Here is a 26,386-nt window from a genome sequence, read left to right as displayed (position 1 = left end):
AAGTCCAGCCTACCGGCCTCTGGTGCCCTCTGCTTGGTCACGGTCCGAGCCCACGCCCCGGTCCGAGCCCAAGCCCCGTCCAAAGTCCAGGTGCCGGCCCGGGGCCACGCCCATGTCCGGAGTCACGCCCGGGTCTCCGGCGGACTGCCGGGCCTCGTCCGGGCCTCCGGCAGACTGCCGGGCCTGGTGACGTCGCAATTGCCGCACAGCCAGCACGATCAGGACGAGCCCCAGCAACGCGAGGTAGAGGTAGGTATATCCGCGCAGGTACCACAGCACAGACATCGCGACCCCCGCCGCGCCCCACCACGTGAGGAGTTGTTCGCGACGAGTCAGGCCGAGCACCACGAGCAGGGCGAAGCCACCCAACACGGTCAGCTGCATGAGGGCGGTGCCGTTCGCCAGGACATAGAGTGCCGCGAGCGTGAAGACGCCTGCCGCCGCACCGAAGTAGGCCAAGGGGCGGCGGAGACCTGTCTCCGCGCCGCCTGCCTGCGACCGGACTACCCCGAGGCCGCCCGCCTCCAAGCCGCCCCTCTCCTGCGTCGGATCCTGTCCCGATTCCTGCCCCGATTCCTGCTTCGATTCCATCCCCGGGTCTTGCCCCGGAAGGGACCTTTCGCGCAGCACGTGCCGGAATCCGAGTCCCACCAGCACGAGCACCAACAGCTGGACATTCCACCAGACGGCGCGGCCCGGGTCGTCGGGGACAGCGGTCTGCCACCACGCGCGCGACGCGGCCGCGAACGTCAGCAAGACCGCCGCGTCCCGCCCCCAGAGGACCCACTGAGTCTGCCCGCCCAGGGTTTCGGCCCACAGCAGCGTCCTCCCCCAGGTGTCGACGGTGAGCCAGATCCCCGCTACTGCCACAGCCAAGGCGGTCCAGACGACGGCGTTCCCGGGCAGGCCGGCGCGCGGCTCGAGGGCCACCACTGTGCCCAGCGCCAGCACGAGCATCACAGCCAGTCCGCCCTGCCACAGGGTCGCCTGCCGCTGACGGGCACCTGGCTCGAGGGTCACCGGAACTACCGGGATCTCAGCCGACCCCACGGTTTCAGCTGCTTGAGCTGCTTGAGCTGCTTGAGCTGCTTGAGCTGCTTGAGCTGCTTGAACAGCTTCCACCGTCGCCAATGTCCTCTGACCCTGGCGTGCATCCACCACCGCCCACAGCCCCAGGACCGCCGCCGACAGTACGCCGATGATGACGGCCGTCCACGTCTCGTCCGGGAACCACCACCCGCGCTCATTCCACCAGGGCAAGAGCAGCGACCCGGACACGGGCACACCGAGGACTGTCCCGGCGACCAGCGCCACCATGCCCCGCGTCCGGGCGAAGACGTACAGCACCAGTGCCCCCACGGCCACCGTCATCCCCAGTACGCCGAAGTGCGGATCCCGGTCCACCTCGCCGGTCAGGCCCAACACGAGGGCTATGGCCCACCCGGTCGCCGCGGCAGCCGAACGGAAAAGGGCGAGGTCGTTCAGCCAGGGCCAGGAGGCCAAGGAGGCCGGTTCGCTACCGGCTCTCGGCACCAGCCGCCCCGTCGAGACCGCGATCTCCCAGGCGGCAACGGACAGGGTGAGCAGCAGGATCAAGGCCGCGGCGGCCGACGTCGGGAACAGGGCGGCCGGCAGCCAGCCACCCGTCAGGTCGAACCAGGCGCTGGCCACCACCACGAGTCCCCCTGCTCCCGCCAGCACGGCCCAGTGACCGCCGGCGGAGACCCGCAGCACCAGCCCGGCCCCCATCAGGGCCAGTGCCATGACCATGAGCGCGGCGCGGTCGCCCTCCCCTGCTGCGAGCTCCACGAACCCCAGGACGATCACCGCGCCCGTCACCAACCAGGACGCGGAGGGGGCCGTGAGGAACCCCGGCGACCCCCCGCTCTGGTCCGAGCCCGGCAACCGCCGCGCAAAGCGGGAGCGCAAGGCCAAGCCGATCACCAGGGCCACGACGGCGGCGGCACGGGCCGCGGACTCGTTGCCTCCGAGCCGGTCCACCACCGTGGAGACCAGCACGGCGGACGAGGCCTGGCCGGCCAGCAGGACCACCGTGCGGGTGGCCTGCGGCAGCCGGCCCCGGGTGAGGACGGCGACCGTCACCAACCAACCCGTCAGCAGCACCAGTGCGATCACCACGTGCCAGGACGAGACTCCGGTGGCGGGATCAGAGGTGCTGGAAGTACGAGCCGCCTCGGCCACGCCGGCGAACCGAAGCGTTGCGGTGAGCAGCGTCAGTCCGCCCACGATCAACACGATGCTGCGGCAGATGAGCTGCCGGTCCCCCATGCGTCGTGCGGATGGTCGTGTGAGGGATCGTGTGAGGGGTCGCCGGGCCGGCCTGGCTCGCCGTTCCACGGCGCGCCGGTACCCAGCCACCGTAGGGCCACCGCTGCCGTGATCCCGGCGAGGACATACCAGCCCAGCAGCACACCACCCTGGGACAGGGACGGCGTGAGCAGGAGGAGCACGGCCAGCAGGCTGGCTCCTGACCAGACCACCACCGGCAGCATCGCATCGGCTGGCGAGGCACCGCCCGCTGGCTCCTCTCTGCCGGACGGCTGCCCTGTGGCTACCTGCCCCTCGGCGTCCGTTGTGAGACCAGCGCGCACCGTCAGCGGTCCCTGGTGCAGGGCTGTCACCGTGGCCCAGAGCACCGCGGCGAGGGCGGTCAGGGTCAGCGCTGCTCCGCCGGCCGGGTCCGCCCAGCGTGAGGCGGCCAGGTACACGAGGGCGACACCGCTGGCGGCGATGACGTGGGGAACGAGGCGGGTGTCGATCCGGCGGTGCTGGCCGCGGCGCCGCAGCAGAACCAGGGAGACGGCCTCGACCACCATGATCACGAGAAGGATGATCTCGAGATTCCAGCCGCGGCCATCACCGGCCCCGGCGTAGCGCTCCGGGCGAATCTGGGGGTTGATCAGCAGCGGTGTCAGGGCGACCGGCGTCGTCACCTGCCAGAGCAGGTTGGCGGCTCCCGGTGCCCCCACCTCACCCAGACGGTTGGTGTGGAGGAACAGCAGCGAGAACACCGCCGTGGTGACCACCACGACGGCCGCGGCAACGCCGATCCCCGGCGTCAGCCGCAACAGCCCTTCTGTCCCGAGCACCGGCCCGGCCAGCGCGGCAAGCTGGGACGAGGCCGCCAGGGCCACGGCCACCAGCCAACAGCCCGCGTGGTCCACCATCGCCGCCACCCCGACCGGCAGGTAACCGTGGTCGCCGTCTCCGCGCCACACCAACGGGATCTGCAGGCAGAGGTACACGACCAGCGAGGTCAGCAAGAGATCCGCCGACCAGTCCAGCATGAGCGCCCACGGGACGAGTGCCACCAGGATTCCGCACCGCACGGCGTAGGTCGCCGCCAGTCGGTATCGCTCCGGCCCGATCACCGCAGCGGTGGCATAGTAGGCACACGCCGACAACAGGAGCAGGAACATCTGCACCGGCTCGATCCAGACGCCGACGACCAGCCCCAGGACCACCATGCCGGGCACGATCCATTGATGGGTCCGCGCGAACGCCGTCCGGAAGGCTATCGGCAACCAACGGTTGCGGCCAGATCCCTCAACCGAGATCCACGCCATCAGAACCGCAAGGCCGATCGAGGCGATGAGGGCCCACACCAGGCCCCGCTGCACGGCGGCGCCGGAGGCCATGACGGTGCTGAGCAGGAACGGCACGGTCAGGTAGGCCACGATCCGGCTGTCGAGGCGCACTGCCGCGAACACCATCATGACGGTCCCTACCGCCGAGGTGAGCAGCCAGGAGAGGTCCGGATCGTGCAGGACGAGCACATCCAGGGCCACCCCGGCCACGGGCACCAACGCCAGCCCCGTCCCGGTGAAGGCGGTGGCCGCCGGTCGCAGGGTGCGGCTCCTCGCATGCACCACCAGTCCCGCACCATAGAACAGGCCCACGACGACGGCCAGTCCTGCGACCCTGGCCGTCACCGGCAGCGCGGCCCCGATGAACAGAGAGGCAGCTGCCACCAGCAGGAGGCATGCGGTGTACAGGGTGATGTTGACGTTGCGCCGATCACGCCGCGCCTTCTCCGCCGCCTGTTCTTCCGGCGTCTGAACCGGGATGGACGATGCCGGGGGCAGGGAGGCACGAGGGAACGCTGGCGGGGAGGACGGAAGGGAGGGCGGAGGCGAGGACGGAAGGGAGTAAGGAAGGGAGGGTGGACGGGCGGGTGGACGGAAGGCCGGAGGGGTGGCTGGAGCGAAGGGTGCAGCGACGTGATCAGCCGGGCCTACCGGATCAACCGGAGATCCAGATCCGATGGGGACACCAGGCCCCGTTGGCGCACCAGAGGTCGTTGGCGCACCAGAGGTCGTGGGGGTACCAGAGGTCGTGGGGACACCGGAGGAGGCTGGGATGGCCGAGGCGGCCGAGCCGGCGTCGTACCCCTGCTGCCACGCGCGGGCCAGGTCCGAGCGCGAGTACGTCCCCACCCCCTCACCGGGTGCCTTGGTGGGCCCCCGGCGGACCACGAACCGGGCCACGGCAGCACCGACGAGCAGCCCGAATACCAACGCTATGAAGATCCCCACACCCACAGCGTACGATGCCAGCGCAGGTCAGACCCGCTTATCCACAGGCCGGAGGGCTTCAGGTCAGCGTCGGACGGAAAGTGGCGCCAGTCGAACGGAAGGCAGCGTTAAACGCCAGAACCCCTCCGGCCGAAGCCGAAGGGGTTCTCGCTGATGCTTGGCTGACGCCTTAGATCACTTGAGGATCTTGGTGACGCGGCCGGAGCCCACGGTGCGGCCACCCTCACGGATGGCGAAGCCGAGGCCCTCTTCCATGGCGATCGGCTGGATCAGCTCGACCGACATTTCGGTGGTGTCGCCCGGCATGACCATCTCGGTGCCTTCCGGCAGCGTGATGACGCCGGTGACGTCGGTGGTGCGGAAGTAGAACTGCGGGCGGTAGTTCGAGTAGAACGGGTTGTGACGGCCGCCCTCGTCCTTGGACAGGATGTAGACGTTGCCCTCGAAGTTGGTGTGGGGGGTGATGGAACCCGGAGCCACAACAACCTGGCCGCGCTCGACGTCCTCACGCTTCAGACCGCGAAGCAGCAGGCCACAGTTCTCGCCGGCCCAGGCCTCGTCGAGCTGCTTGTGGAACATCTCGATACCGGTGACCGTGGTCTTCTGCATGTCGCGGATGCCCACGATCTCGACCTCGGAGTTGATCTTCAGCGTGCCACGCTCGGCGCGGCCGGTCACGACGGTGCCGCGGCCGGTGATGGTGAAGACGTCCTCGATCGGCATCAGGAACGGCTTGTCCTTGTCGCGGACCGGATCCGGGATGAAGCTGTCCACGGCGTCCATCAGGTCCTCGACGGACTTGACCCACTTCTCATCGCCCTCGAGGGCCTTCAGGCCGGAGGTGCGGATGACCGGGGCCTCGTCGCCGTCGAACTCCTGGGAGGACAGCAGTTCGCGGACCTCCATCTCGACGAGCTCCAGGAGCTCCTCGTCCTCGACCATGTCGGACTTGTTCAAGGCGACCAGCAGAGCGGGAACGCCAACCTGGCGGGCCAGGAGGACGTGCTCACGGGTCTGGGCCATCGGGCCGTCAGTGGCGGCGACCACGAGGATGGCACCGTCCATCTGGGCAGCACCGGTGATCATGTTCTTGATGTAGTCCGCGTGGCCCGGGGCGTCCACGTGGGCGTAGTGGCGCTTCTCGGTCTGGTACTCCACGTGCGAGATGTTGATGGTAATGCCGCGCTGACGCTCTTCCGGCGCCGAGTCAATCGTCGCGAAGTCGCGGGCCTCGTTGAGGTCCGGGTACTTGTCGTACAGGACCTTCGAGATAGCGGCGGTCAGCGTGGTCTTACCGTGGTCAACGTGGCCGATGGTACCGACGTTAACGTGCGGCTTCGACCGCTCGAACTTTGCCTTCGACACAGGTTCCTCCTAGAACTGTTCATCTGAAGAGACTTCTCAGACACGGGTGGCGTGCTGACAACTTGGGAAAGTCTACTTCGATCTGTCTGCTGGTGATAATTCTCCGGATTGCGTCAGGACCGGTCCTGGATCAGGCCACTCGGACCGCCTTTTCCGCGGACCGACCTTCCGTCCTGTGGTGGTTCCATCCTCCGGAGTGCGGACGGGCCACCTGTCCGGTCCGGTGGCGGATCCCCTGGGAGTACCAAGGCTTCCGCCACCCTTCCGAACACGTTCTGTGACAGCTGACTACTCGCCGCTGTTCTTCTGGATGATCTCGTCGGCCACGGCCTTGGGGACCTCGGCGTAGGAGTCGAAGGTCATCGAGTACACGGCACGGCCCTGGGTCTTGGACCGCAGGTCGCCGATGTAGCCGAACATCTCGGACAGCGGGACATTCGCCTTGACGACCTTGACACCCTGCGCGTCCTCCATGGACTGGATCTGGCCACGGCGGGAGTTCAAGTCGCCGATGACATCGCCCATGTACTCCTCCGGGGTGCGGACCTCCACGGCCATCAGGGGCTCGAGGATGACCGGGTTGGCCCGGCGGATGCCTTCCTTGTAGACCATGGAGCCGGCAAGCTTGAACGCCATTTCCGAGGAGTCGACATCGTGGTAGGCGCCGTCGAGAAGGGTGGCCTTCACGCCGACCATCGGGTAGCCGGCCAGGATGCCGAACTGCATGGCGTCCTGGATGCCGGCATCCACGGAGGGGATGTACTCGCGCGGGATGCGACCGCCGGTGACGGCGTTGACGAACTCGTAGAACTCGCCCTCGGAGGTGTCCATCGGTTCGAAGGCCATCTGCACCTTGGCGAACTGGCCGGAACCACCGGTCTGCTTCTTGTGCGTGTAGTCGACCTTGTCGACCTTCTTCTTGATGGTCTCGCGGTAGGCCACCTGGGGCTTGCCCACGTTGGCCTCGACCTTGAACTCGCGGCGCATGCGGTCCACGAAGACGTCCAGGTGCAGCTCGCCCATGCCGCCGATGACGGTCTGACCGGTCTCATCGTCGAGGTTCACGGTGAACGTGGGGTCCTCGGCGACGAGCTTCTGGATGGCGGTGGAGAGCTTCTCCTGGTCGCCCTTGGTCTTCGGCTCGATGGCCACGGAGATCACGGGCTCCGGGAAGGACATCGACTCGAGGATGATCGGGTCGGTGGTCGAGCACAGGGTGTCACCGGTGGTGGTGTCCTTGAGTCCGATCACGGCGTAGATGTGACCCGCCACGACCTCCTCAACCGGGTTCTCCTTGTTCGCGTGCATCTGGAACAGCTTGCCGATGCGCTCCTTCTTCCCCTTGGTGGAGTTCAGGATCTGGTCACCGGGGTTCAGACGTCCGGAGTACACGCGGATGAACGTCAGCTGGCCGAAGAACGGGTGCGCCGCGATCTTGAAGGCCAGGGCCGAGAACGGGCCTTCCTTCGAGGGCTCGCGGGTCAGCTCCTTCTCCTCGTCCTTGACGTCGTGACCGGTGATGGCCCCGGCGTCCATGGGGTTCGGCAGGTAGGAGACCACGGCGTCCAGCATCGGCTGCACACCACGGTTCTTGAAGGCAGAACCACAGAAGACCGGGTACGCCTCGGCGTTGATGGTCAGGTGGCGCACGCCGGCCTGGATCTCCTCGTTGGAGATCTCCTCACCCTCGAGGTACTTCATCATGAGCTCTTCGGAGGTGTCGGCGACGGCCTCGATGAGCTGGGCGCGGTACTGCTCGGCCTTCTCCTGGAGGTCGGCCGGGATCTCGCGGGTCTCGTAGGCGGCACCCATGGTGACGTCACCCTTGGAGTCGCCCTCCCAGACGAACGCCTTCATGGACAGCAGGTCCACCACGCCGACGAAGTCGTTCTCAGCACCGATCGGCAGCTGCATCACGAGCGGCTTGGCGCCGAGGCGGGACACGATGGTGTCCACGGTGTAGTAGAAGTCGGCGCCCAGCTTGTCCATCTTGTTGACGAAGCAGATGCGGGGCACGTTGTACTTGTCTGCCTGGCGCCACACGGTCTCGGACTGCGGCTCCACGCCCTCCTTGCCGTCGAACACGGCGACGGCGCCATCGAGCACGCGCAGGGAGCGCTCCACCTCGACGGTGAAGTCGACGTGGCCCGGGGTATCGATGATGTTGATCTGGTTGTCGTCCCAGAAGCAGGTCACCGCGGCGGAGGTGATGGTGATGCCGCGTTCCTTCTCCTGCTCCATCCAGTCCGTGGTGGAGGCGCCGTCGTGGGTCTCGCCCAACTTGTGGTTGACGCCCGTGTAGAAGAGGATGCGCTCGGTGGTGGTGGTCTTGCCGGCATCGATATGCGCCATGATGCCGATGTTGCGGACCTTTTTGAGGTCGGTCAGCACGTCCTGTGCCACGGTGTCTCCCTAAGGTTTGGTGGGTGGGTCCTGTAGTGATGCCGGTAGCCGGTGCCGGCAGCGAGTGCAGGCGGCACGGCGCCCGGAAACCGCCGTAACGGTTTCCGGGCGCACGAGAATCACCAGCGGTAGTGGGCGAATGCCTTGTTGGACTCGGCCATCTTGTGGGTGTCCTCGCGGCGCTTGACCGCGGCACCGAGACCGTTCGACGCGTCGAGGATCTCGTTCATGAGGCGCTCGGTCATCGTCTTCTCGCGACGGGCCTTGGAGTAGCCCACGAGCCAGCGCAGGGCCAGCGCGGTGGAACGACCCGGCTTGACCTCGACGGGCACCTGGTAGGTGGCGCCGCCGACGCGGCGGGAGCGGACCTCGAGGGCCGGGCGGACGTTGTCCATGGCCTTCTTGAGGGTGGCCACCGGATCGGCGCCGCCCTTGTCACGAGTACCCTCGAGGGCACCGTAGACGATGTGCTCGGCGGTGGACTTCTTGCCGTCCACCAGCACCTTGTTGATCAGCTGGGTGACCAGCGGGGACCCGTAGACCGGGTCGACGACGAGGGGGCGCTTCGGCGCAGGACCCTTACGTGGCATTACTTCTTCTCCTTCTTCGCGCCGTAGCGGCTGCGGGCCTGGCCGCGACCCTTGACACCCTGGGTGTCCAAGGCGCCGCGGACGATCTTGTAGCGGACGCCCGGGAGGTCCTTCACACGACCGCCGCGCACCAGCACGATGGAGTGCTCCTGCAGGTTGTGGCCCTCGCCCGGAATGTAGGCGGTGACTTCGATGCCGCCGTTGAGGCGGACACGGGCCACCTTGCGCAGTGCGGAGTTCGGCTTCTTCGGGGTGGTGGTGTACACACGGGTGCACACGCCACGGCGCATGGGGTTCCCCTGCAGTGCAGGAGCCTTGGTCTTGACGACCTTCGGTGAGCGGCCCTTGCGGACCAGCTGCTGAATCGTAGGCACTCTTGGTCTCTCCGTTGTTCGGTTCCAGGTTGGCTGCTTTCACAGCTGTCCTGCTTCCAGCCCGGCGGGCGCACAGGACGGGCCCGCGTCAACCTGGACTGCTGATGGTCGTTTCTTCGCACCCGAGGGGGTTCAGCGAGAACGACCGCAGGCGTGCAAAAGTGTGGCATTCGTTGCGCAAGAACCCCGCAACCCGGACTGTGTCCCTATTGCCACACAAAAACAATTGAGACCAGCCTACCACCCCCTGGGTGTAGCGGTGAAACTGAGGGTCGGCGAGAGGGCGGGGAGGGGGTTGGGTGGGGATGAGGTCGGGTGGGGACGGGCTCGGATCGAGAAGGGTCGAACAGAAGGGGCGGGTGGAGAAGGCGTGGGTAGCGAGTGGACCGGCCCGGCTACTCCCGGGGCGCCGGGTGGTTGCGGAACACCCGACGTGCCTTCAACTCGGCGGCGCGAAGATAGAGCTCGCGCCGTAGGTCACGGTCCGCGGCGTAGGAAAAGGGCCGCACGACCCGCCCGGCTCGCTTCGCCTCCCGGATGCGTTGCCGTTGTGCGTCGGTGGCGTACTGGTCGACCAGGGAGAGCGGGATGGTGGTGATGAGGGCGGGGCCGGTGGTGGTCACCCGCCCCTCGTCCAGCCGCAGGTCCGTCTTGAGGTCCAGGTTCAGATACTCCTCCACCAGGTACGGGGCCGGGTTCGCCCCGGCGGCCGTCAGGTAGTAGTGGTTCCGGCCCAGCCGTGGGTTCATCTCCAGGAACTGGGCCACGCCGGTGCGGGGATCGACCTTGGTGTCGAACATCGCGAAACCGTGCCAGTCGAGCGCCTCCATCAGGGCGATCCCCTGGTCCGCGATCACCGGATGTGCGGAGGCCAGCACCGCTCGAGCGTTGCCCTCCAGGCCGGGGGCATGATCCTCGACGATGACCTCTCCGTAGGACACGAGCCGGGTGGAACCGGTGCGGTCACGGAAGAACGTGGCGATACCCAGCTGCGAGTCCGGCCCGGGCACCATCTCCTGCACGATCAAGGATCCTCGATAACCGGCCGCGCTGGCCTTGCCGAGAAGGGCCTCAACCTCGGCGGCTCCCCCTCCCCCGGCGTCGGAGCTCCCGATCACGTGCACCTTGCGCCGGCCCTCGAAGCGGATGTCCGCCCATGCCCCGCCGTCGCCGGCCTTGAGGATCACGGGGTAGGTCAGGCTCAGCCCGGCAGCGAACCGGCGCGCGGCCTCGGGGATATGGGAGCCGGCGTCGTAGGTGGCGGTCTTCGGGTACGGCACCCCGTACTGCTCGCACAGCGCGTAGAAGTTCTCCTTGAGGGCTGCCGCGTCCAGGGCGTCCTCATCCGGATAGGGAACGGTGTAGCCGGCGGCCTCGAGGGTCTCGCGGTGGCGTACGGCGAAGCGCACGAGGTGGTCATAGCTGGCCAGCAGCAACAGCGGGCGGCGGGGCTCCCCGCGCAAGCGCCCGGCGACCCGCACGAGGGCGTCGATGACGGGCTGCTCCTCCGTCATGGGCCCAGCCGGGAACGCCTCCAGGATGGCGGAGTGCTTCAGGTTGCGGTTCAGGGACGTCGGGACCAGCGCGGAGATCACGCCGTAGGCCTCGTGGAACTCCCGGGCCAGGGAGTACGCACCCACGTCTCCCCCGGTGATCACCGGCACGAAGGGCTGCCCCGCGGGTATGACTGACTGACTGGCTGAAGGTTTGGCCGAGGAGGCAGCGGGGTCTTCCATGGCTTCGATGCTACCGGCGGCTAGGGTGGGGGTCGTGCCAGATCTAGCTTCCCCGTTCGGTTCCCCCGCCCCCTCCGGCCAGGTCTCCCGGCCCCTGACGGTCCGGCGGATCACTCCCGCAGACCATGGGCGGTTCCTGGCGGATCACCCCGGGGCCTCCTTCCTCCAGAACCCGCAGTGGCCCGGGGTGAAGATCGACTGGCGCGGGGACTCCCTGGGCTTCTTCGACGGTCAGAGCCTCAAGGCAACGGCCCTGGTGCTGTTCCGCCGGCTGCCCGTCCCGGTCCCGGTGCTGAAGAAGCGCTCCCTCGCCTATATCGCCGAGGGTCCGGTGTTCGACTCCTCCGCGGTGCAGCTGGAGTCCGTGTTGGTGCCCCTGGTGCAGTACCTCAAATCCCGCGGCGCGTTCCTCGTCCGCGTGGGTCTGCCGGGCGTTGTGAACCGCTGGGACGGATCCGAGGTCCGCAAGGCCCTGGCCGCGGGTACGCACGGCTCGGTCACCGACCTCACCCCCCTCCACACCGACCCTGCCGCCGAGAACGTCCGTTCCCGCCTCCTGGCCTTGGGCTGGCAGGCTCCGTCCGAGTCGGAGGAGTTCGAGGCCGGGCAGCCCCAGTTCCAGGCACGCATCCCGCTGCAGCCGGAACTGGACATCGCGTCCGATGGCACCATGGCGGAGCCCAACAAGAACGGTGAGTCCCCCGCGCTGGAGGCCGCCCTGAACCGGATGGACTCGACGTCCCGCCGGCAGACCCGCAAGTCGACCCGGTCCGAGCTCACGGTGTCCGTGGGCACGGTGGAGGACCTCCCGGCGTGGCAGGCCCTCTACGAGGAGACCGCGTCACGCGACGGCTTCACGGGGCGCCCGCTCGCCTACTTCCAGCGCATGTTCGCCGAGTTGAACTCCAGTGACTCCGGTGGCTCCGGTGGCTCCGGGGGCAAGGCCGCGGACACCGCAGTGGACACCGAGTGCACCCTGTACCTGGCCCACTTCGGCGAGCAACTGCTGGCCGCCGCCATCTACGTCCGCCAGGGCCAGTTCGGGTGGTACGTCTACGGGGCCTCGTCCTCGGAGGAACGCAAGCGCTACGCCCCGCGAGCCCTGCAGCTGCGCCAGATCCAGGACTCCCTCGCCGCCGGGTGCACCTGGTACGACCTCGGCGGGATGAGCCCCTCACTGGACCCGGACTACGAGCTGGCGGGGCTGACCCGGTTCAAGACGACCATGGGGGCGGACGTGGTCCAGACACTCGGCGAGTGGGACTACCCCGTGAACCGGTGGCTGGCCCGCGGCTTCAATCTGTACATGTCCCGCCGGGGCTAGCCTCCCTGTCAGTGCCCGAACGTCTCCGCGTCCTGGCGCGTCTCCGACGGAACGCCGGCGTCGAGCGCATCGACGGCCGCGAGGTCATCGACCGTGAGCTCGAACGAGAACACGTCCAGGTTCTCGCGTTGCCGCTGCGGGTCGGCCGACTTCGGGATGGCGATCCTCCCCTGCTGCACGTGCCAGCGCAGCACCACCTGCGCCGGCGTCCGCCCCAGCCGTGAGGCGATCGAGGTGATCTCCGGGCGGCCGAGCAACTCGCTCCCCCGCCCGATCGGGGTGTAGGCCGCCGTCAGGACCCCGGCCGCGGTGTTGGCCTCCTGCACGTCCGGCTGGGCATCGGTCGGTTGGCAGTGGATCTGGTTGACGCTCGGCACCAGCCCCGCCTCCAGCACCCGCTGCAGGTGCGCCGGCGTGAAGTTGGAGACGCCCCAGGACCGGATGAGTCCGGACTCCGTCAGCTCGGCCAGCGACTCGCACGCCTGCACATACCGGTCCAGGCCCGGGTTCGGCCAGTGCACCAGGTACAGGTCGAAGTAGTCCAGCCCGGCCCGCTCGAGCCCGGCTTCGAGGCCGGCGCGCACCGTGTCCACCGGCCCATGCCACTCCCGGTTGAACTTGGAGGTCACGAAGACCTCGTCCCGGCTGATCCCGGAGCCGACGACGGCGCGCCCCACCGCGTCCTCGTTCCGGTAGTTCTCGGCCGTGTCCACGTGCCGGTACCCGGCCTCGAGCGCACTCGCCACCGCCTCGGTGCAGTCTGCGCCGGTCAACGGCCAGGTGCCGAGCCCGATCAGGGGGATCTGGACGGCGGGGAGCACGGTGCCGTCGTCGTTGTTGCCGGTGTTGCTGTAGATGTTGTTGCCGATGTTGGTGCCGGTGCCGGAAAGCTGAGCGTATCTCTGGGTGACCATGGCACCCAGCCTGTCACGCCGACGTCGAGAAGTTCCACCGGGCCTTAACACACAGAGTGACCTGGCCCCGTCTGGTGAGACGGGGCCAGGTCACTCTGTGTGGTGCTGAGTCAGCGATCAGCCGCGGAAGTCGCCGCCCATGCCGTAGTCGTCCAGCGAGATCGCGTGGAACTCCGGCGTGGCCGAGGAATCCAGGCCCGGGTAGTCGAAGTCCGCGAAGCCGGCCGGCCCGGTGAACAGGTTGGCCTTGGCCTCCTCGGTGGGCTCGACGTTGACCTTGGTGTAGCGATCCAGGCCGGTGCCGGCCGGGATCAGCTTGCCGATGATCACGTTCTCCTTCAGGCCCAGCAGCGGATCCGACTTGCCCTCCATGGCCGCCTGCGTCAGGACGCGGGTGGTCTCCTGGAAGGATGCGGCGGACAGCCACGAGTCGGTGGCGAGCGAGGCCTTGGTGATACCCATGAGCTCGTCACGACCGGAGGCCGGCTGGCGACCCTCCGCCACGGCCTTGCGGTTCGCGGCGGTGAAGCGGGCGCGGTCCGTCAGCTCGCCCGGCAGCAGGTCGGTCTCGCCCGACTCGATGACGGTGATGCGGCGCAGCATCTGGCGGACGATGACCTCCACGTGCTTGTCGTGGATGCCCACACCCTGGGACTGGTACACGTCCTGGACCTCCTGGACCAGGAACTTCTGGGCGGCCCGGGGACCGAGCACACGCAGCACCTGCTTCGGGTCCACGGCACCGGCGACCAGCTGGGTACCGACGCCCACGTGCTCGCCATCGGACACCAGCAGACGCGCACGGCGCAGCACCGGGTAGGCGATCTCCTCGGAGCCGTCGTCCGGGGTGAGCACCAGCCGCAGTTGCTTCTCGCCGTCCTCGATGACCACGCGGCCGGCGACCTCGGAGATCGGGGCCACACCCTTCGGGGTACGGGCCTCGAAGAGCTCTTGGATACGGGGCAGACCCTGGGTGATGTCGTCTGCGGAGGCGACACCACCGGTGTGGAAGGTACGCATGGTGAGCTGGGTTCCCGGTTCACCGATGGACTGTGCGGCGATGATGCCCACGGCCTCGCCGATGTCCACGAGCTGACCCGTGGCCATGGAGCGGCCGTAGCACTTCGCGCAGGTCCCGACGGCGGACTCGCAGGTGAGCACGGAGCGCACCTTGATCTCGGTGACACCCGCGGCGATGTAGGCGTCGATCGCCACGTCGCCGATGGCTTCGCCGGACTGGCCCAGGACGGTGCCGTCCTCGGAGGTGACATCGACCGCGAGGGACCGGGCGAACGAGGAGTTCTCCACGGTCTCGTGGCGCACCAGCTCGCCGTCGGCGTTCGGCACGCCGATGATCTCGGTCAGGCCGCGCTCGGTGCCGCAGTCCTCCTCGCGGACGATGACGTCCTGGGACACGTCCACCAGACGACGGGTCAGGTAACCCGAGTTGGCGGTCTTCAGCGCCGTATCCGCGAGGCCCTTACGGGCACCGTGGGTGGCGATGAAGTACTCGAGCACGGACAGGCCCTCACGGTAGGAGGACTTGATCGGACGCGGGATGATCTCGCCCTGCGGGTTGGCCACGAGGCCGCGGATGCCGGCGATCTGCCGGACCTGCAGCCAGTTACCACGCGCACCGGAGGTCACCATGCGGTTGATGGTGTTGAGCTTCGGCAGCCCCGCCTGCATGGCGGCGGCAACCTCGTCGGTGGCCTTGTTCCAGATGTCGATCAGCTCGGAACGGCGCTCCTCGTCAGCGATCAGGCCCTTCTCGTACTGGGCCTGGACCTTGAGGGCCTGGTCCTCGTACCCGGCCATGATGGAGGCCTTGTCGAAGTCCGAGGTGATGTCCGAGATGGCCACGGTGACGCCCGACCAGGTGCCCCAGTGGAAGCCGGCGTCCTTGAGGTTGTCCAGCGTCGCGGCGGTCTGCACCATCGGGTACCGCTCGGCCAGGTCGTTGACCAGTGCGCCGAGGGTGCCCTTGGTCGCCTGCGTGGACAGCCACGGGTAGTCGACCGGGAGCAGCTCGTTGAACAGCACCACGCCGAGGGTCGTGTCCAGCACCACCGGGGAGCCCTCTTCCCAGCCCTCGGGGGCCGGGCTCTGGGCGGACGGGATGAAGCCTTCCACGGTGATCTTGACCGGTGCGTTCAGGTGCAGCTGGCCGGCGTCGAAAGCCATGATGGCCTCGGCGACCGACGAGTACTCCGTCCCGGCGCCGACCTCGTCCTCACGCACGGTGGTGAGGTGGTTGAGGCCGATAATCATATCCTGGGCCGGAACGGCTACGGCGCGGCCATCGGAGGGCTTCAGGATGTTGTGGGAGGACAGCATCAGCAGTCGCGACTCGGCCTGCGCCTCCGGGCTCAGCGGCAGGTGCACTGCCATCTGGTCACCGTCGAAGTCGGCGTTGAAGGCGCCACAGACCAGCGGGTGCAGCTGCAGTGCCTTGCCCTCCACCAGCATCGGCTCGAAGGCCTGGATGCCGAGGCGGTGCAGGGTGGGTGCGCGGTTCAGCAGCACCGGATGCTCGGTGATGACCTCTTCCAGCACGTCCCACACCTGCGGGCGGAAGCGCTCCACCATCCGCTTGGCGGACTTGATGTTCTGGGCGTGGTTGAGGTCCACCAGGCGCTTCATCACGAAGGGCTTGAAGAGCTCCAGGGCCATCTGCTTCGGCAGGCCGCACTGGTGCAGCTTCAGCTGCGGGCCCACCACGATCACGGAACGGCCGGAGTAGTCCACGCGCTTGCCGAGCAGGTTCTGGCGGAAGCGTCCCTGCTTGCCCTTGAGCATGTCGGAGAGCGACTTCAACGGACGGTTGCCCGGCCCGGTGACGGGACGGCCGCGACGTCCGTTGTCGAACAGCGAATCGACCGCTTCCTGGAGCATGCGCTTCTCGTTGTTCACGATGATCTCGGGAGCACCGAGGTCCAGCAGACGCTTCAGGCGGTTGTTGCGGTTGATCACGCGGCGGTACAGGTCGTTCAGGTCGGAGGTCGCGAAGCGGCCACCGTCCAGCTGCACCATCGGGCGCAGCTCCGGCGGGATCACCGGGACGGCGTCCAGGACCATGCCCAGCGGGGAGTTGTCCGTGGTGAGGAACGCGTTGACGACCTTCAGGCGCTTCAGGGCCCGCGTCTTGCGCTGGCCCTTGCCGGTCTTGATGACCTCGCGCAGGAACTCGGCCTCGGCCTCGAGGTCGAAGGTCTCCAGGCGCTTCTTGATCGACTCGGCGCCCATGGAGCCCTCGAAGTACTGACCGTACTTGTCACGCATCGCACGGAACAGGCCCTCGTCGCCCTCGAGGTCGGCGACCTTGAGGTTCTTGAAGCGGTCCCAGATCTTCTCCATCCGGTCCAGCTCGGCGTCGGCCCGCTTGCGGATCTGCGCCATGGTCTTGTCCGCGGAGTCACGGGCCTTCTTCTTCTCGGCGGCCTTGGCCCCCTCGGACTCGAGCTTGGCGAGGTCCTTCTCCAGGTCACCGGCGACGGCGGCGATGTCGGCATCCCGGGTGTCCGTCAGGTGACGGGTCTCCTGGTCATGCTCGGCCTGCAGGTTCGGCAGGTCGGCGTGGCGTGCCTCCTCGTCCACCGAGGTGATCATGTAGGCCGCGAAGTAGATAATCTTCTCGAGATCCTTCGGGGCCAGATCCAGCAGGTAGCCCAGACGGGAGGGCACACCCTTGAAGTACCAGATGTGGGTGACCGGGGCGGCCAGCTCGATGTGGCCCATCCGGTCGCGACGCACCTTGGAACGGGTCACCTCGACGCCGCAGCGCTCACAGATGATGCCCTTGAAGCGCACGCGCTTGTACTTGCCGCAGTAGCACTCCCAGTCCCGGGTGGGGCCGAAGATCTTCTCGCAGAAGAGTCCGTCCTTCTCGGGCTTCAAGGTGCGGTAGTTGATGGTTTCGGGCTTCCTGACCTCGCCGTAGGACCAATTGCGGATCTCGTCCGCGGTCGCGAGGCCAATGCGCATGAGGCCAAATGATGAGTTGTCGTTGGACATGGTCCGTTGAACTCCTGATTCCTTGCGTTTTCGAATCGTGGATGAAGTCTGGGGTGGGACGGGGAACGGGTGTTGCTCAGACCTCTTCAACCGAGCTGGGCTCGTTGTGGGACAGGTCGATGCCCAGTTCCTCGGCGGCCCGGAAGACTTCATCCTCCGAGTCACGCATTTCGATCGCGGTGCCGTCGGCGGAGAGGACCTCCACGTTCAGGCACAGCGACTGCATTTCCTTGATGAGGACCTTGAAGGACTCCGGAACGCCCGGCTCCGGGATGTTCTCGCCCTTCACGATGGCCTCGTAGACCTTCACACGACCGTGGATGTCATCGGACTTGATGGTCAGCAGTTCCTGCAGGGTGTAGGCAGCGCCATACGCCTCCAGGGCCCAGACCTCCATCTCACCGAAGCGCTGGCCACCGAACTGTGCCTTACCACCCAGCGGCTGCTGCGTGATCATGGAGTACGGACCGGTGGAGCGCGCGTGGATCTTGTCATCCACCAGGTGGTGCAGCTTCAGCATGTACATGTAGCCCACGGAGACCGCGTCCGGGAACGGCTCGCCGGAGCGGCCGTCGAACAGGGTGGCCTTGCCGTTGGTGCCCATCAGGCGGTCGCCGTCACGGGTGACGTTGACGTGGCCGAGCAGGCCCTCGATCTCGTGGGCCTCGGCACCGTCGAACACCGGGGTGGCGACGTTGACCGGACCGGAGGAGCGCGGGAAGTTCGGCAGATCCTTGATCCATTCCGGCTCGCCCTGGATGTCCCAGCCGCGGGAGGCGGCCCAGCCCAGGTGCAGCTCCATGACCTGGCCCAGGTTCATGCGGCCCGGAACGCCCAGCGGGTTCAGGATGATGTCCACCGGGGTGCCGTCCTCGAGGAACGGCATGTCCTCCATCGGCAGGATCTTGGAGATGACGCCCTTGTTACCGTGGCGGCCGGCCATCTTGTCACCGTCGGTGATCTTGCGCTTCTGGGCCACGTACACGCGGACCAGCTGGTTCACGCCCGGGGGCAGGTCGTCGTCCTCGTCGCGATCGAAGATGCGCACGCCGATGACGGTGCCGGACTCGCCGTGGGGCACCTTCAGAGAGGTGTCACGCACTTCGCGGGACTTCTCGCCGAAGATGGCACGCAGCAGGCGCTCCTCGGGGGTCAGCTCGGTCTCGCCCTTCGGGGTCACGCGGCCGACCAGGATGTCCCCGGCCTCGACCTCGGCACCGATGTGGATGATGCCGCGCTCGTCGAGCTGCGCCAGGACCTCGTCGGAGACGTTCGGGATGTCCCGGGTGACCTCTTCCGCGCCCAGCTTGGTGTCGCGGGCGTCGACCTCGTGCTCCTCGATGTGGATCGAGGTCAGCACGTCGTCCGAGACCATGCGCTGGGACAGGATGATGGCGTCCTCGTAGTTCAGGCCCTCCCAGGGCATGAACGCGACGAGAAGGTTCTTGCCGAGCGCCAGCTCGCCGTGGTCCGTGGCAGGGCCGTCCGCGATGATGGACAGCTTCTCCACGCGGTCGCCCTCGGTAACCCGGACACGCTGGTTGTACGCGTTGCCCTGGTTGGAGCGGGCGAACTTCATGATCGGGTAGTGGCGCATCGTGCCGTCGTCGTTCATGACGGTCACCATGTCCGCAGCCACCTCGGTCACGACGCCGGGGGCATCGGCCGTGATGGAGTCGCCGGCGTCGACGGCGATGTACTTCTCCATGCCGGTGCCCACCAGGGGCGCCTCGGCCTGGAGCAGCGGCACGGCCTGGCGCTGCATGTTCGCACCCATGAGAGCGCGGTTGGCGTCATCGTGCTCGAGGAACGGGATCAGCGCCGTGGCGGCGGAGACCATCTGGCGTGGGGAGACGTCCATGTAGTCGATGTCTTCCACGGAGGACAGCACCGGCTCGCCGCCGCCGCCGCGCTGGCGGCAGAGCACGAGGTCCTCGGCGAAGGAGCCGTCGTCGTTCAACGGAGCGTTGGCCTGGGCGATCTGGGCTTCCAGCTCGTCGTCGGCGGTGAGGTAGTCCACCTGCTCGGTCACGATCCCGTCCACGACCTTGCGGTACGGGGTCTCGATGAAGCCGAACGGGTTGATGCGCCCGAACGTGGCCAGCGAGCCGATGAGGCCGATGTTCGGGCCTTCCGGGGTCTCGATGGGGCACATGCGGCCGTAGTGGGACGGGTGCACGTCACGGACTTCCATGCCGGCACGGTCACGGGAGAGGCCGCCCGGGCCGAGCGCGGACAGACGCCGCTTGTGGGTCAGGCCCGCCAGCGGGTTGTTCTGGTCCATGAACTGGGACAGCTGGGAGGTTCCGAAGAACTCCTTGATCGAGGCCACCACGGGGCGGATGTTGATCAGGGTCTGCGGGGTGATCGCCTCGACGTCCTGGGTGGTCATGCGCTCACGCACGACACGCTCCATACGGGACAGGCCGGTGCGGATCTGGTTCTCGATCAGCTCGCCCACGGCGCGGATGCGACGGTTGCCGAAGTGGTCGATGTCGTCGACCTCCACGCGCACCTCGACATCCTCGCCGGCGCGCTTGCCGGTGATCGTCTTCTCGTTGGCGTGCAGGGCCACGATGAAGTGGACCATCTGGACGATGTCGTCCTGCGTCAGCACGGAGGCGTGCGGGTCGGACAGCGGCATGTCCACGCCCAGCTTGCGGTTGAGCTTGTAACGGCCCACCTTCGCCAGGTCATAGCGCTTCGGGGTGAAGTACAGGTTGTTCAGCAGGTTCTGTGCGGCGTCCACGGCGGCGGGCTCGCCCGGGCGGAGCTTGCGGTAGATGTCCAGAAGCGCCTCGTTCTGGCCCTCGGTGGGGTCCTTCTCGAGGGTGGCGCGGATCGAGTCGTACTGGCCGAACTCCTCGAGGATGCGGGACTCGGACCAACCCATGGCCTTGAGCAGCACAGTGACCGGCTGCTTGCGCTTGCGGTCCAGGCGGACGCCGACCTGATCGCGCTTGTCCACCTCGAGCTCGAACCAGGCACCACGGGACGGGATGATCTTCGCGGTGAAGATGTCCTTGTCACTGGTCTTGTCCGGGGTGCGCTCGAAGTAGGCACCGGGCGAGCGGACGAGCTGGGACACGACGACACGCTCGGTGCCGTTGATCACGAAGGTGCCCTTGTCCGTCATGAGCGGGAAGTCGCCCATGAACACCGTCTGCTGCTTGATCTCGCCGGTGTTGTTGTTCATGAACTCGGCCTTGACGTACAGCGGAGCGGCGTACGTGGTGTCGCGCTCCTTGCACTCGTCGACCGGCATCTTCGGGTCCGAGAACTCCGGATCAGTGAAGGACAGGGACATGGTGCCCTGGAAGTCCTCGATCGGGGAGATCTCCTCGAAGATGTCGGCGAAGCCGGACGTGACCGCCACGGAGTCGTCGTTGATCTCGCGAGCGTAGGCCACCCGTTCGGCCCAGCGTTCGTTGCCCACGAGCCGGTCGAACGACTCGGTCTGCAGGGCCAGCAGGTCCGGGACCTCCAGCGGCTCATGAATCTTCGCGAACGAGATTCGGCCGGCACTGGCGCCGGAGCGGGGCGAGACGCCCCCGGGGAAATTAGCGGTTTCGGTATTTGAGGTGCTCGAGGCGACCAAGAGGGATCCTTCCACAGACCGTCTTTACTTCCGTGCACTCCCCCACTGGTCCACAGCACCGGGGCCCACCGCTATTTGAAGGCCAGACCGAATGCCACACCGAAATGCCCCCCGGACGCGACCGGTGGCATGACAAAGTGGACTTCAGGGGAGACGTAAGGAACCATACTAACTTTCGGCACGCCCGAAGTCCAGCCGGTCCTGTTCCCGTGGCTGTGAATATGCTAGGAACCCCAGAATCCAGAGAATCCCTAGGAGACCGGCGTGCGGGCCCGCGCCAGTCGCCGCCCCACCACCGGCCACGTCCCGACGCCGGCCGTCACTGCTCGCTGCAGGCGCGGTCCCAGCGGGCGTTCGACCCACCGGTGCAGCAGCCACGCGGCACCGAGGACCGCGGCGAGGGTCAGGACCAGCACCACCTCACGCGGCAGGTACGGCGAGAGCAGGAAGATCAGCCACCACCCCCACAGCTGGTGCAGAAGGTAGACCGGGTAGGTCAGCTGTCCCGCCAGAGTCATCCCCGGCACCCGGAGGGAGGCCAGGGGGGTCAGCACGATGAGCGCGACCAGGACGAACAGCCCGGCGACAACGGCCACGAAGGCCCAGAAGGGGTAGTCATAGCCGGTGAGCTTGAGCGTCTCGGCCTGCTGGACGCGGGCGGACCAGAGGCCGCCGGCACCCGCGTTCAGCACGAACGCCGCCCACCGCAGCGGCGTGTGGCCGAATTTGAACAGCAGGAACAGGGCCATCCCACCGGCGAACAGTGCCGAGTACTGGGGGAAGAACACGTGCTCCACCCAGCCGATGGGCTGGCCGGCCCCATGCAGGCCGAAGTACAGCGCGTTGCCGACGATCGGCCACGCAAAGGTGAACACGAGCACCCGGCGGACCGTCATGCCGATGAGGGTGAAGGCGAGGATCCAGAGGTAGAACTTCATCTCCACCCACAGGGTCCAGTACACGCCGTCGATATGCCCGACGCCGAGGCCACCCTGGAACATCGTCAGGTTCGCCAGGATGTCCACCGGCGACCGCTGGGAGCCCATCTCCGGCCAGAGGACGAAGGTCAGCGTGGCGGTGGCCAGCACCGCGACCCAGTAGGCCGGGTACAGACGCCCCACCCGGGAACCGATGAACCTCGCCGGCGACTTCCCATAGGATGAGAGCAGGATCACGAAACCGGAGATGACGAAGAAGAGCTGGACGCCGAGCGCCCCGACGGAGCTGAACTGGCTCAACCACGGCCACGCCTCGGCGGCCGGTTCCCCGTGGCGGCCCCAGTGATCGTGGTGCCAGGCGGTCCAGTGGAAGAGCACCACGGCGAGGGCGGCGACCAGGCGGAGCCCATCCAGCGGGGCGAGGCGGGGCCGTGGCCGGTCTGCTCCCTGATTTCCTGCCCGATCATCTGCCCGGCGGCCGACCTGGTGATCAGCCTGCCGATCAGCCTGGTGATCAGTCTGCTGACCAACCTGCTGATCTACCTCGATCCGCGGCAGTTCCGTCGTCGCGACCATGGGCCGGCGCCCTCCCTCACATACCGAGCCGCGCCGCGCTCAGGTTCCCGTCCCCCGCGCGTCGGGCTCTGCTTGCATCCCGTCCTTGATGATTTCGTTACCTTACGAACCCCGTCTGGGCGGTCGCTGGGAATCCGGTGAGAACAGGCGAATGAGCAGGAGGATGAGCAGGAGGACGAGAGCAAACTGACCGGGGGTTAAAGCAGTCCGGCCCCACCCTCCCCGCCGGAGCGGGTCGGATGGGACCGGACTGAAGGAGACGAACAGCGGCTCAGGCCGCCGTCATCACTTGAGGGTGACGGTGGCGCCGGCGCCCTCGAGGGTCTCCTTGGCCTTGTCGGCAGTCTCCTTGTTGACGCCCTCCAGGACGGCCTTCGGAGCGGAGTCGACGAGGTCCTTGGCTTCCTTCAGACCCAGCGAGGTCAGTGCGCGGACCTCCTTGATGACGCCGATCTTCTTGTCGCCAGCGGACTCGAGGACCACGTCGAACTCGGACTGCTCCTCGGCAGCCTCGCCGGCATCGCCAGCGGCCGGAGCGGCGCCGGCAACGGCGACCGGAGCGGCTGCGGTCACTTCGAACTTCTCCTCGAAGGCCTTGACGAACTCGGACAGCTCGATGAGGGACAGCTCGGAGAAGGCCTCGAGCAGCTCTTCGGTGGACAGCTTAGCCATGGTGGGCTCCTTTACTTCCGTGTGATCACGGATGAGTTTTCACGGATGTGATGGTGTGGGTGGCCGCGAGAGCGGCCGGGGTGGTGTTACTCGGCGGTCGGCGCAGCTGCGCCACCCTGCTCCTCGACCTTCGCGCGCAGGGCGTCCACGGTGCGGACTGCCTGCGAGAGGGGGGCCTGGAACATGTAGGCGGCCTTGTACAGGTTGCCCTTCATGGCACCTGCCAGCTTGGCCAGCAGAACCTCGCGGGACTCAAGGTCCGCCAGCTTCTTCATGCCGGCCTCATCGAGGAACTGGCCCTCCATGTAGCCGCCCTTGACGACCAGGGCCTCGTGGTCCTTGGCAAAGTCACGCATCGCCTTGGCCGCGTCCACCGGATCACCGGAGACGAAGGCAATAGCGGACGGGCCGGTCATCTTGCCCTTGAAGGCATCGACGCCGGCCTGATCGGCCGCAATCTCGGTCAGCGTGTTCTTCACCACGGCGTAGGTCGCATTCTCACCGAGTGCACGGCGGAGCTGCTTGAGCTCGGCCACGGTGAGACCACGGTACTCCGTCAATACTGCTGCGGTGGAGGAGCGGAACAGTTCCGCCAGCTCCGCCACAACAGCGTTCTTTTCAGACGTCGCCATGGCACTCCTTCCATTGCTGTGGGGCCGGTACCCCCTGACAATGAAAAACGCCCCGTGCAGGTGCACAGGGCGTGGCGTTGACGTCACGGCGGACCTGGGTCCAGCCATCCTTCACGCGTTGCTCGGTTTCACCTGCGCAGGTCGCCTCCATCGGGAGGGCTTTACGGACGGGCATCCAGAGGTTCAGGGAACATCCGGGTACCTGCCGACCGGCGGTCTTTGGTGCAACCGATCTTAGGCCCGACGCCGGCCATTCACCAAATCGGGCGGGTCCAGGTAAGCAGATCGTCCAGCCCCTACCGGCGCACCGCAGACAGGATGGAAGCCGAGGAGGGGGACGTGGACGCCGGACCGGTCGAGCCACGGACCTGCAGTCCAGAGGCCAGCCGGAGCTGGTGCACGGTCCGCTCTCCCGCCATGCGGGCCAGCAACAGGTCCACGGCCGCGCGGCCGGCCTGCTCCACCGGCGCGTCCACACAGGTCAGACCCGAATGCACGAAATCCGAGCCATAGGTGTTGTCATAGCCGGCCACGGAGACGTCCCCCGGGACGTCCACACCGTTGGAGATCAGGTGCCGGAGGATGCCGACGGCCAACTGGTCGTTGTAGCCGATGATGGCGGTCGGCCTCCGCGCCCAGGCCAAGGCGGCCGCGGCGGCCCCCTGGCCGATCAGCGGCTTGAACGGCCCCGTGGTGATCAACTCGATCCCCAGGGTCTGGGCCACCTCGTCCTGGGCCTTCTGCCGCAGGACGTTGCTCCACGCATTGTGCGGCCCCGCGCAGTACACGATCCTCCGGTGCCCCAAGGCATGCAGGTGCTCGATCAGGTGCCGGCTGGAATCGGCATCCCCGGCCACCACCGAGCTGATGCCGGCGACCTCCCGGTTGAAAAGGACCAGCGGCCGGCGCCGTGCCATCTCCCGCAGCTCGGCATCAGAGGTCCAGCGGGCCGCGGCGACCACACCGTTCGCATCCCCGGTCAATCGCTCCAGGTGCGTCCGCTCCATGGTGGCGGATTCCTCGGCATCGCCGAGGGTCACGAGGTAGCCGGCCGAACGAGCCTGGCTGACGGCACCCTTGACCAGGTCCGAGAAGAAGGGATTGGCCAGGTCCTGCACCAACAGGTTCACCGCGCGGGAGGCGGCCGCCGGCGCAACGGCGGCAGGCCGCGGAGGCTCACGCCGGTATCCCAGCCGAGCGGCCGCTTCCATGACCCGCTCCACGGTCTGGAAGTTCACCCGGTCGGGGCGCGTGAAAGCGCGGGATGCCGTGGACGCGGCCACACCGGCCGCCCGGGCCACGTCTTCAAGGCGGATCCTCGCCGCAGCGGCGTCGTCCCGTTCAACATCCATGGTGTTGTCAACTTTTCGCGTGAGGTGGAGTGGGCCGGCATCGTCTCACCCGGGGCGGATGCCACCGACTGGACATGCAGGATCTTTCCACCCTTTGCCGCGATCCGTCCAGCACGAACTTCTCCACTGATCCGCTTGATGACAGGCCAGACGTCACGAAGGTGGCGTCACAGTCCGCTCATTTCCGCAATTTTTGGCAATCTGCTGGCAATCACTTTCGCTTCGTGTCATTCTTCTGTCCACCTTGACTGATGTGAGCGCCATCACCGGTCTCAACACCGTTCATCTCAAGGGCACATCACCGCACCCGTCTGATCACCGAGTTATCCCCGAGTTATCCCCCAAGGAGCCGGACATGAAACAACGCACCCTGATGACCTCCGCGGCCACCCTGGCCGCCGCCGGACTGCTGCTGTCCGGTTGCGCCTCGAACTCCGGAGGTGGCGGCGGAGGCGACGAGTTCCCGACCGAGGACATTCGCCTCGTCGTCCCCTGGGCCGCCGGCGGTTCCGGCGACCTCTCCGCCCGCACCCTGGCCCCGCTGCTCGAGGACGAGCTCGGCGTCAGCGTCATCGTGGAGAACCGCCCCGGCGCGAACGGCTCGGTGGGCTACAACTGGCTCAAGGAGCAGGAGCCGGATGGCTACAACCTGTCCATGCTGGGCGCCGAGGTGGCCACCCTGCAGTTCATGGACTATGACATCAAGCCGGCCGACTACGCCTTCCTCGGCAAGATCCTCGAGGGACCCGGCGCCATCGCCGTCAAGGCGGACAGCCCCTACGAGACCCTGCAGGACCTGATCGACGCCGCGAAGGCGGCCCCGGGCGAGATCACCTACTCCTCCCCCGGCGTCGGATCCGTGTGGGACAACCCCGCCCAGGGCTTCCAGGAGATGGCCGGCATCGAGCTGACCAACGTCCCCTATGACGGCTCCGCCCCGTCGATCGCCGCTGCCGCGGCCGGTGACGTGGACTTCTCCATCGACGCCATGGGCTCCCAGAAGGCCCAGGTGGACGGCGGCGAGCTTCGCTACCTGGCCGTCCTGGCGGATGAACGTGTGGAGGAGTTCCCGGACGTGCCCACCGCGGCCGAGCAGGGCGTCGACCTGCAGAACGCCTCGTTCACCGGTCTGATGGCTCCTGCCGGAACCCCGGACGACGTCGTCCAGACCCTCTCGGACGCCATCGTGGCGGCCACGGAGGACGAGGACTACCAGTCCGTCATCGAGCAGTCCAACCTGGTCCCCGTCTCCGTTCCGGCCGGGGAGTTCACCGAGTTCATCCAGGCCGAGGAAGAGCGCTACGGCCCGTGGATCGAGCTCGCGAAGTCCAAGCAGGGCTAA

At 67.3% G+C, this 26,386-nt stretch carries 16 protein-coding genes; 2 read left to right on the top strand and 14 right to left on the bottom strand.

All coding sequences use genetic code 11. The annotated features are described in order from the left end of the window. Positions 1-9: 9 nt before the first annotated feature. The 7 genes from IEX49_RS10165 to IEX49_RS10135 all read right to left on the bottom strand — a co-directional run bounded on the left by IEX49_RS10165 (position 10) and on the right by IEX49_RS10135 (position 11,024). The gene (locus IEX49_RS10165; RefSeq protein WP_188806046.1) at positions 10-2,289 is read right to left on the bottom strand and encodes a hypothetical protein; all 2,280 of its coding nucleotides are present in this window, start codon (positions 2,287-2,289) and stop codon (positions 10-12) included. Beyond that, positions 2,250-3,992 (bottom strand): hypothetical protein, encoded by a 1,743-nt coding sequence (locus IEX49_RS10160; RefSeq protein ID WP_188806045.1) that lies wholly within the window; start codon positions 3,990-3,992, stop codon positions 2,250-2,252. The genes IEX49_RS10165 and IEX49_RS10160 overlap by 40 nt, the downstream gene beginning before the upstream one ends. 738 nt (positions 3,993-4,730) lie before the next feature. Then, positions 4,731-5,921 (bottom strand): elongation factor Tu, encoded by a 1,191-nt coding sequence (gene tuf / locus IEX49_RS10155; protein WP_188806044.1) that lies wholly within the window; start codon positions 5,919-5,921, stop codon positions 4,731-4,733. Between the two features lie 288 nt (positions 5,922-6,209). Next, positions 6,210-8,324 (bottom strand): elongation factor G, encoded by a 2,115-nt coding sequence (fusA, locus tag IEX49_RS10150; RefSeq protein WP_188806043.1) that lies wholly within the window; start codon positions 8,322-8,324, stop codon positions 6,210-6,212. A gap of 119 nt (positions 8,325-8,443) precedes the next feature. Then, positions 8,444-8,914, bottom strand: a complete 471-nt coding sequence (rpsG, locus tag IEX49_RS10145; RefSeq protein WP_115931898.1) for a 30S ribosomal protein S7 — start codon at positions 8,912-8,914, stop codon at positions 8,444-8,446. After that, on the bottom strand, positions 8,914-9,288 hold the full coding sequence (gene rpsL / locus IEX49_RS10140) for a 30S ribosomal protein S12 (RefSeq protein WP_091692838.1): 375 nt from the start codon (positions 9,286-9,288) through the stop codon (positions 8,914-8,916). The genes rpsG and rpsL overlap by 1 nt, the downstream gene beginning before the upstream one ends. A 395-nt stretch (positions 9,289-9,683) precedes the next feature. Next, positions 9,684-11,024, bottom strand: coding sequence for a carboxylate--amine ligase (locus tag IEX49_RS10135; protein ID WP_188806042.1), 1,341 nt, complete (start codon positions 11,022-11,024; stop codon positions 9,684-9,686). A gap of 34 nt (positions 11,025-11,058) precedes the next feature. Here IEX49_RS10135 and IEX49_RS10130 point away from each other — a divergent pair, with 34 nt between their 5' ends. Continuing rightward, entirely contained in the window at positions 11,059-12,348 is a 1,290-nt protein-coding gene (locus IEX49_RS10130; protein WP_229672524.1) for a lipid II:glycine glycyltransferase FemX, read from the top strand. A gap of 8 nt (positions 12,349-12,356) precedes the next feature. Here IEX49_RS10130 and IEX49_RS10125 read toward each other — a convergent pair whose 3' ends face one another. The 7 genes from IEX49_RS10125 to IEX49_RS10095 form a co-directional block, all read right to left on the bottom strand. Further along, positions 12,357-13,262 carry an aldo/keto reductase gene (locus IEX49_RS10125; RefSeq protein ID WP_188806041.1) on the bottom strand — a complete coding sequence of 302 codons (906 nt, stop codon included), beginning with the start codon at positions 13,260-13,262 and terminating at the stop codon, positions 12,357-12,359. 117 nt (positions 13,263-13,379) lie between these two features. Further along, positions 13,380-17,276 (bottom strand): DNA-directed RNA polymerase subunit beta', encoded by a 3,897-nt coding sequence (locus IEX49_RS10120; RefSeq protein ID WP_188806040.1) that lies wholly within the window; start codon positions 17,274-17,276, stop codon positions 13,380-13,382. Between the two features lie 76 nt (positions 17,277-17,352). Further along, entirely contained in the window at positions 17,353-20,874 is a 3,522-nt protein-coding gene (rpoB, locus tag IEX49_RS10115) for a DNA-directed RNA polymerase subunit beta (RefSeq protein ID WP_188806039.1), read from the bottom strand. 251 nt (positions 20,875-21,125) lie between these two features. Next, entirely contained in the window at positions 21,126-22,388 is a 1,263-nt protein-coding gene (locus tag IEX49_RS10110) for an acyltransferase family protein (RefSeq protein WP_188806038.1), read from the bottom strand. 285 nt (positions 22,389-22,673) lie between these two features. After that, positions 22,674-23,060: a 50S ribosomal protein L7/L12 gene (gene rplL / locus IEX49_RS10105; protein ID WP_188806037.1), complete on the bottom strand. Its 387-nt coding sequence runs from the start codon at positions 23,058-23,060 to the stop codon at positions 22,674-22,676. A gap of 86 nt (positions 23,061-23,146) precedes the next feature. After that, a complete protein-coding gene (rplJ, locus tag IEX49_RS10100; protein ID WP_188806036.1) occupies positions 23,147-23,692 on the bottom strand; it encodes a 50S ribosomal protein L10 in 546 nt (181 codons plus the stop codon). Between the two features lie 296 nt (positions 23,693-23,988). Further along, entirely contained in the window at positions 23,989-25,044 is a 1,056-nt protein-coding gene (locus tag IEX49_RS10095) for a LacI family DNA-binding transcriptional regulator (protein ID WP_188806035.1), read from the bottom strand. A 355-nt stretch (positions 25,045-25,399) separates the two neighbouring features. Between IEX49_RS10095 and IEX49_RS10090 the strand changes: the two genes are divergently transcribed. Next, a complete protein-coding gene (locus tag IEX49_RS10090) occupies positions 25,400-26,386 on the top strand; it encodes a tripartite tricarboxylate transporter substrate binding protein (protein WP_188806034.1) in 987 nt (328 codons plus the stop codon).

This window comes from Citricoccus zhacaiensis (assembly GCF_014645315.1).
GTDB lineage: Bacteria > Actinomycetota > Actinomycetes > Actinomycetales > Micrococcaceae > Citricoccus > Citricoccus zhacaiensis.
Note: the sequence above shows the minus strand (reverse complement) of the source record. Positions and strands in the feature narration are given on the sequence as shown.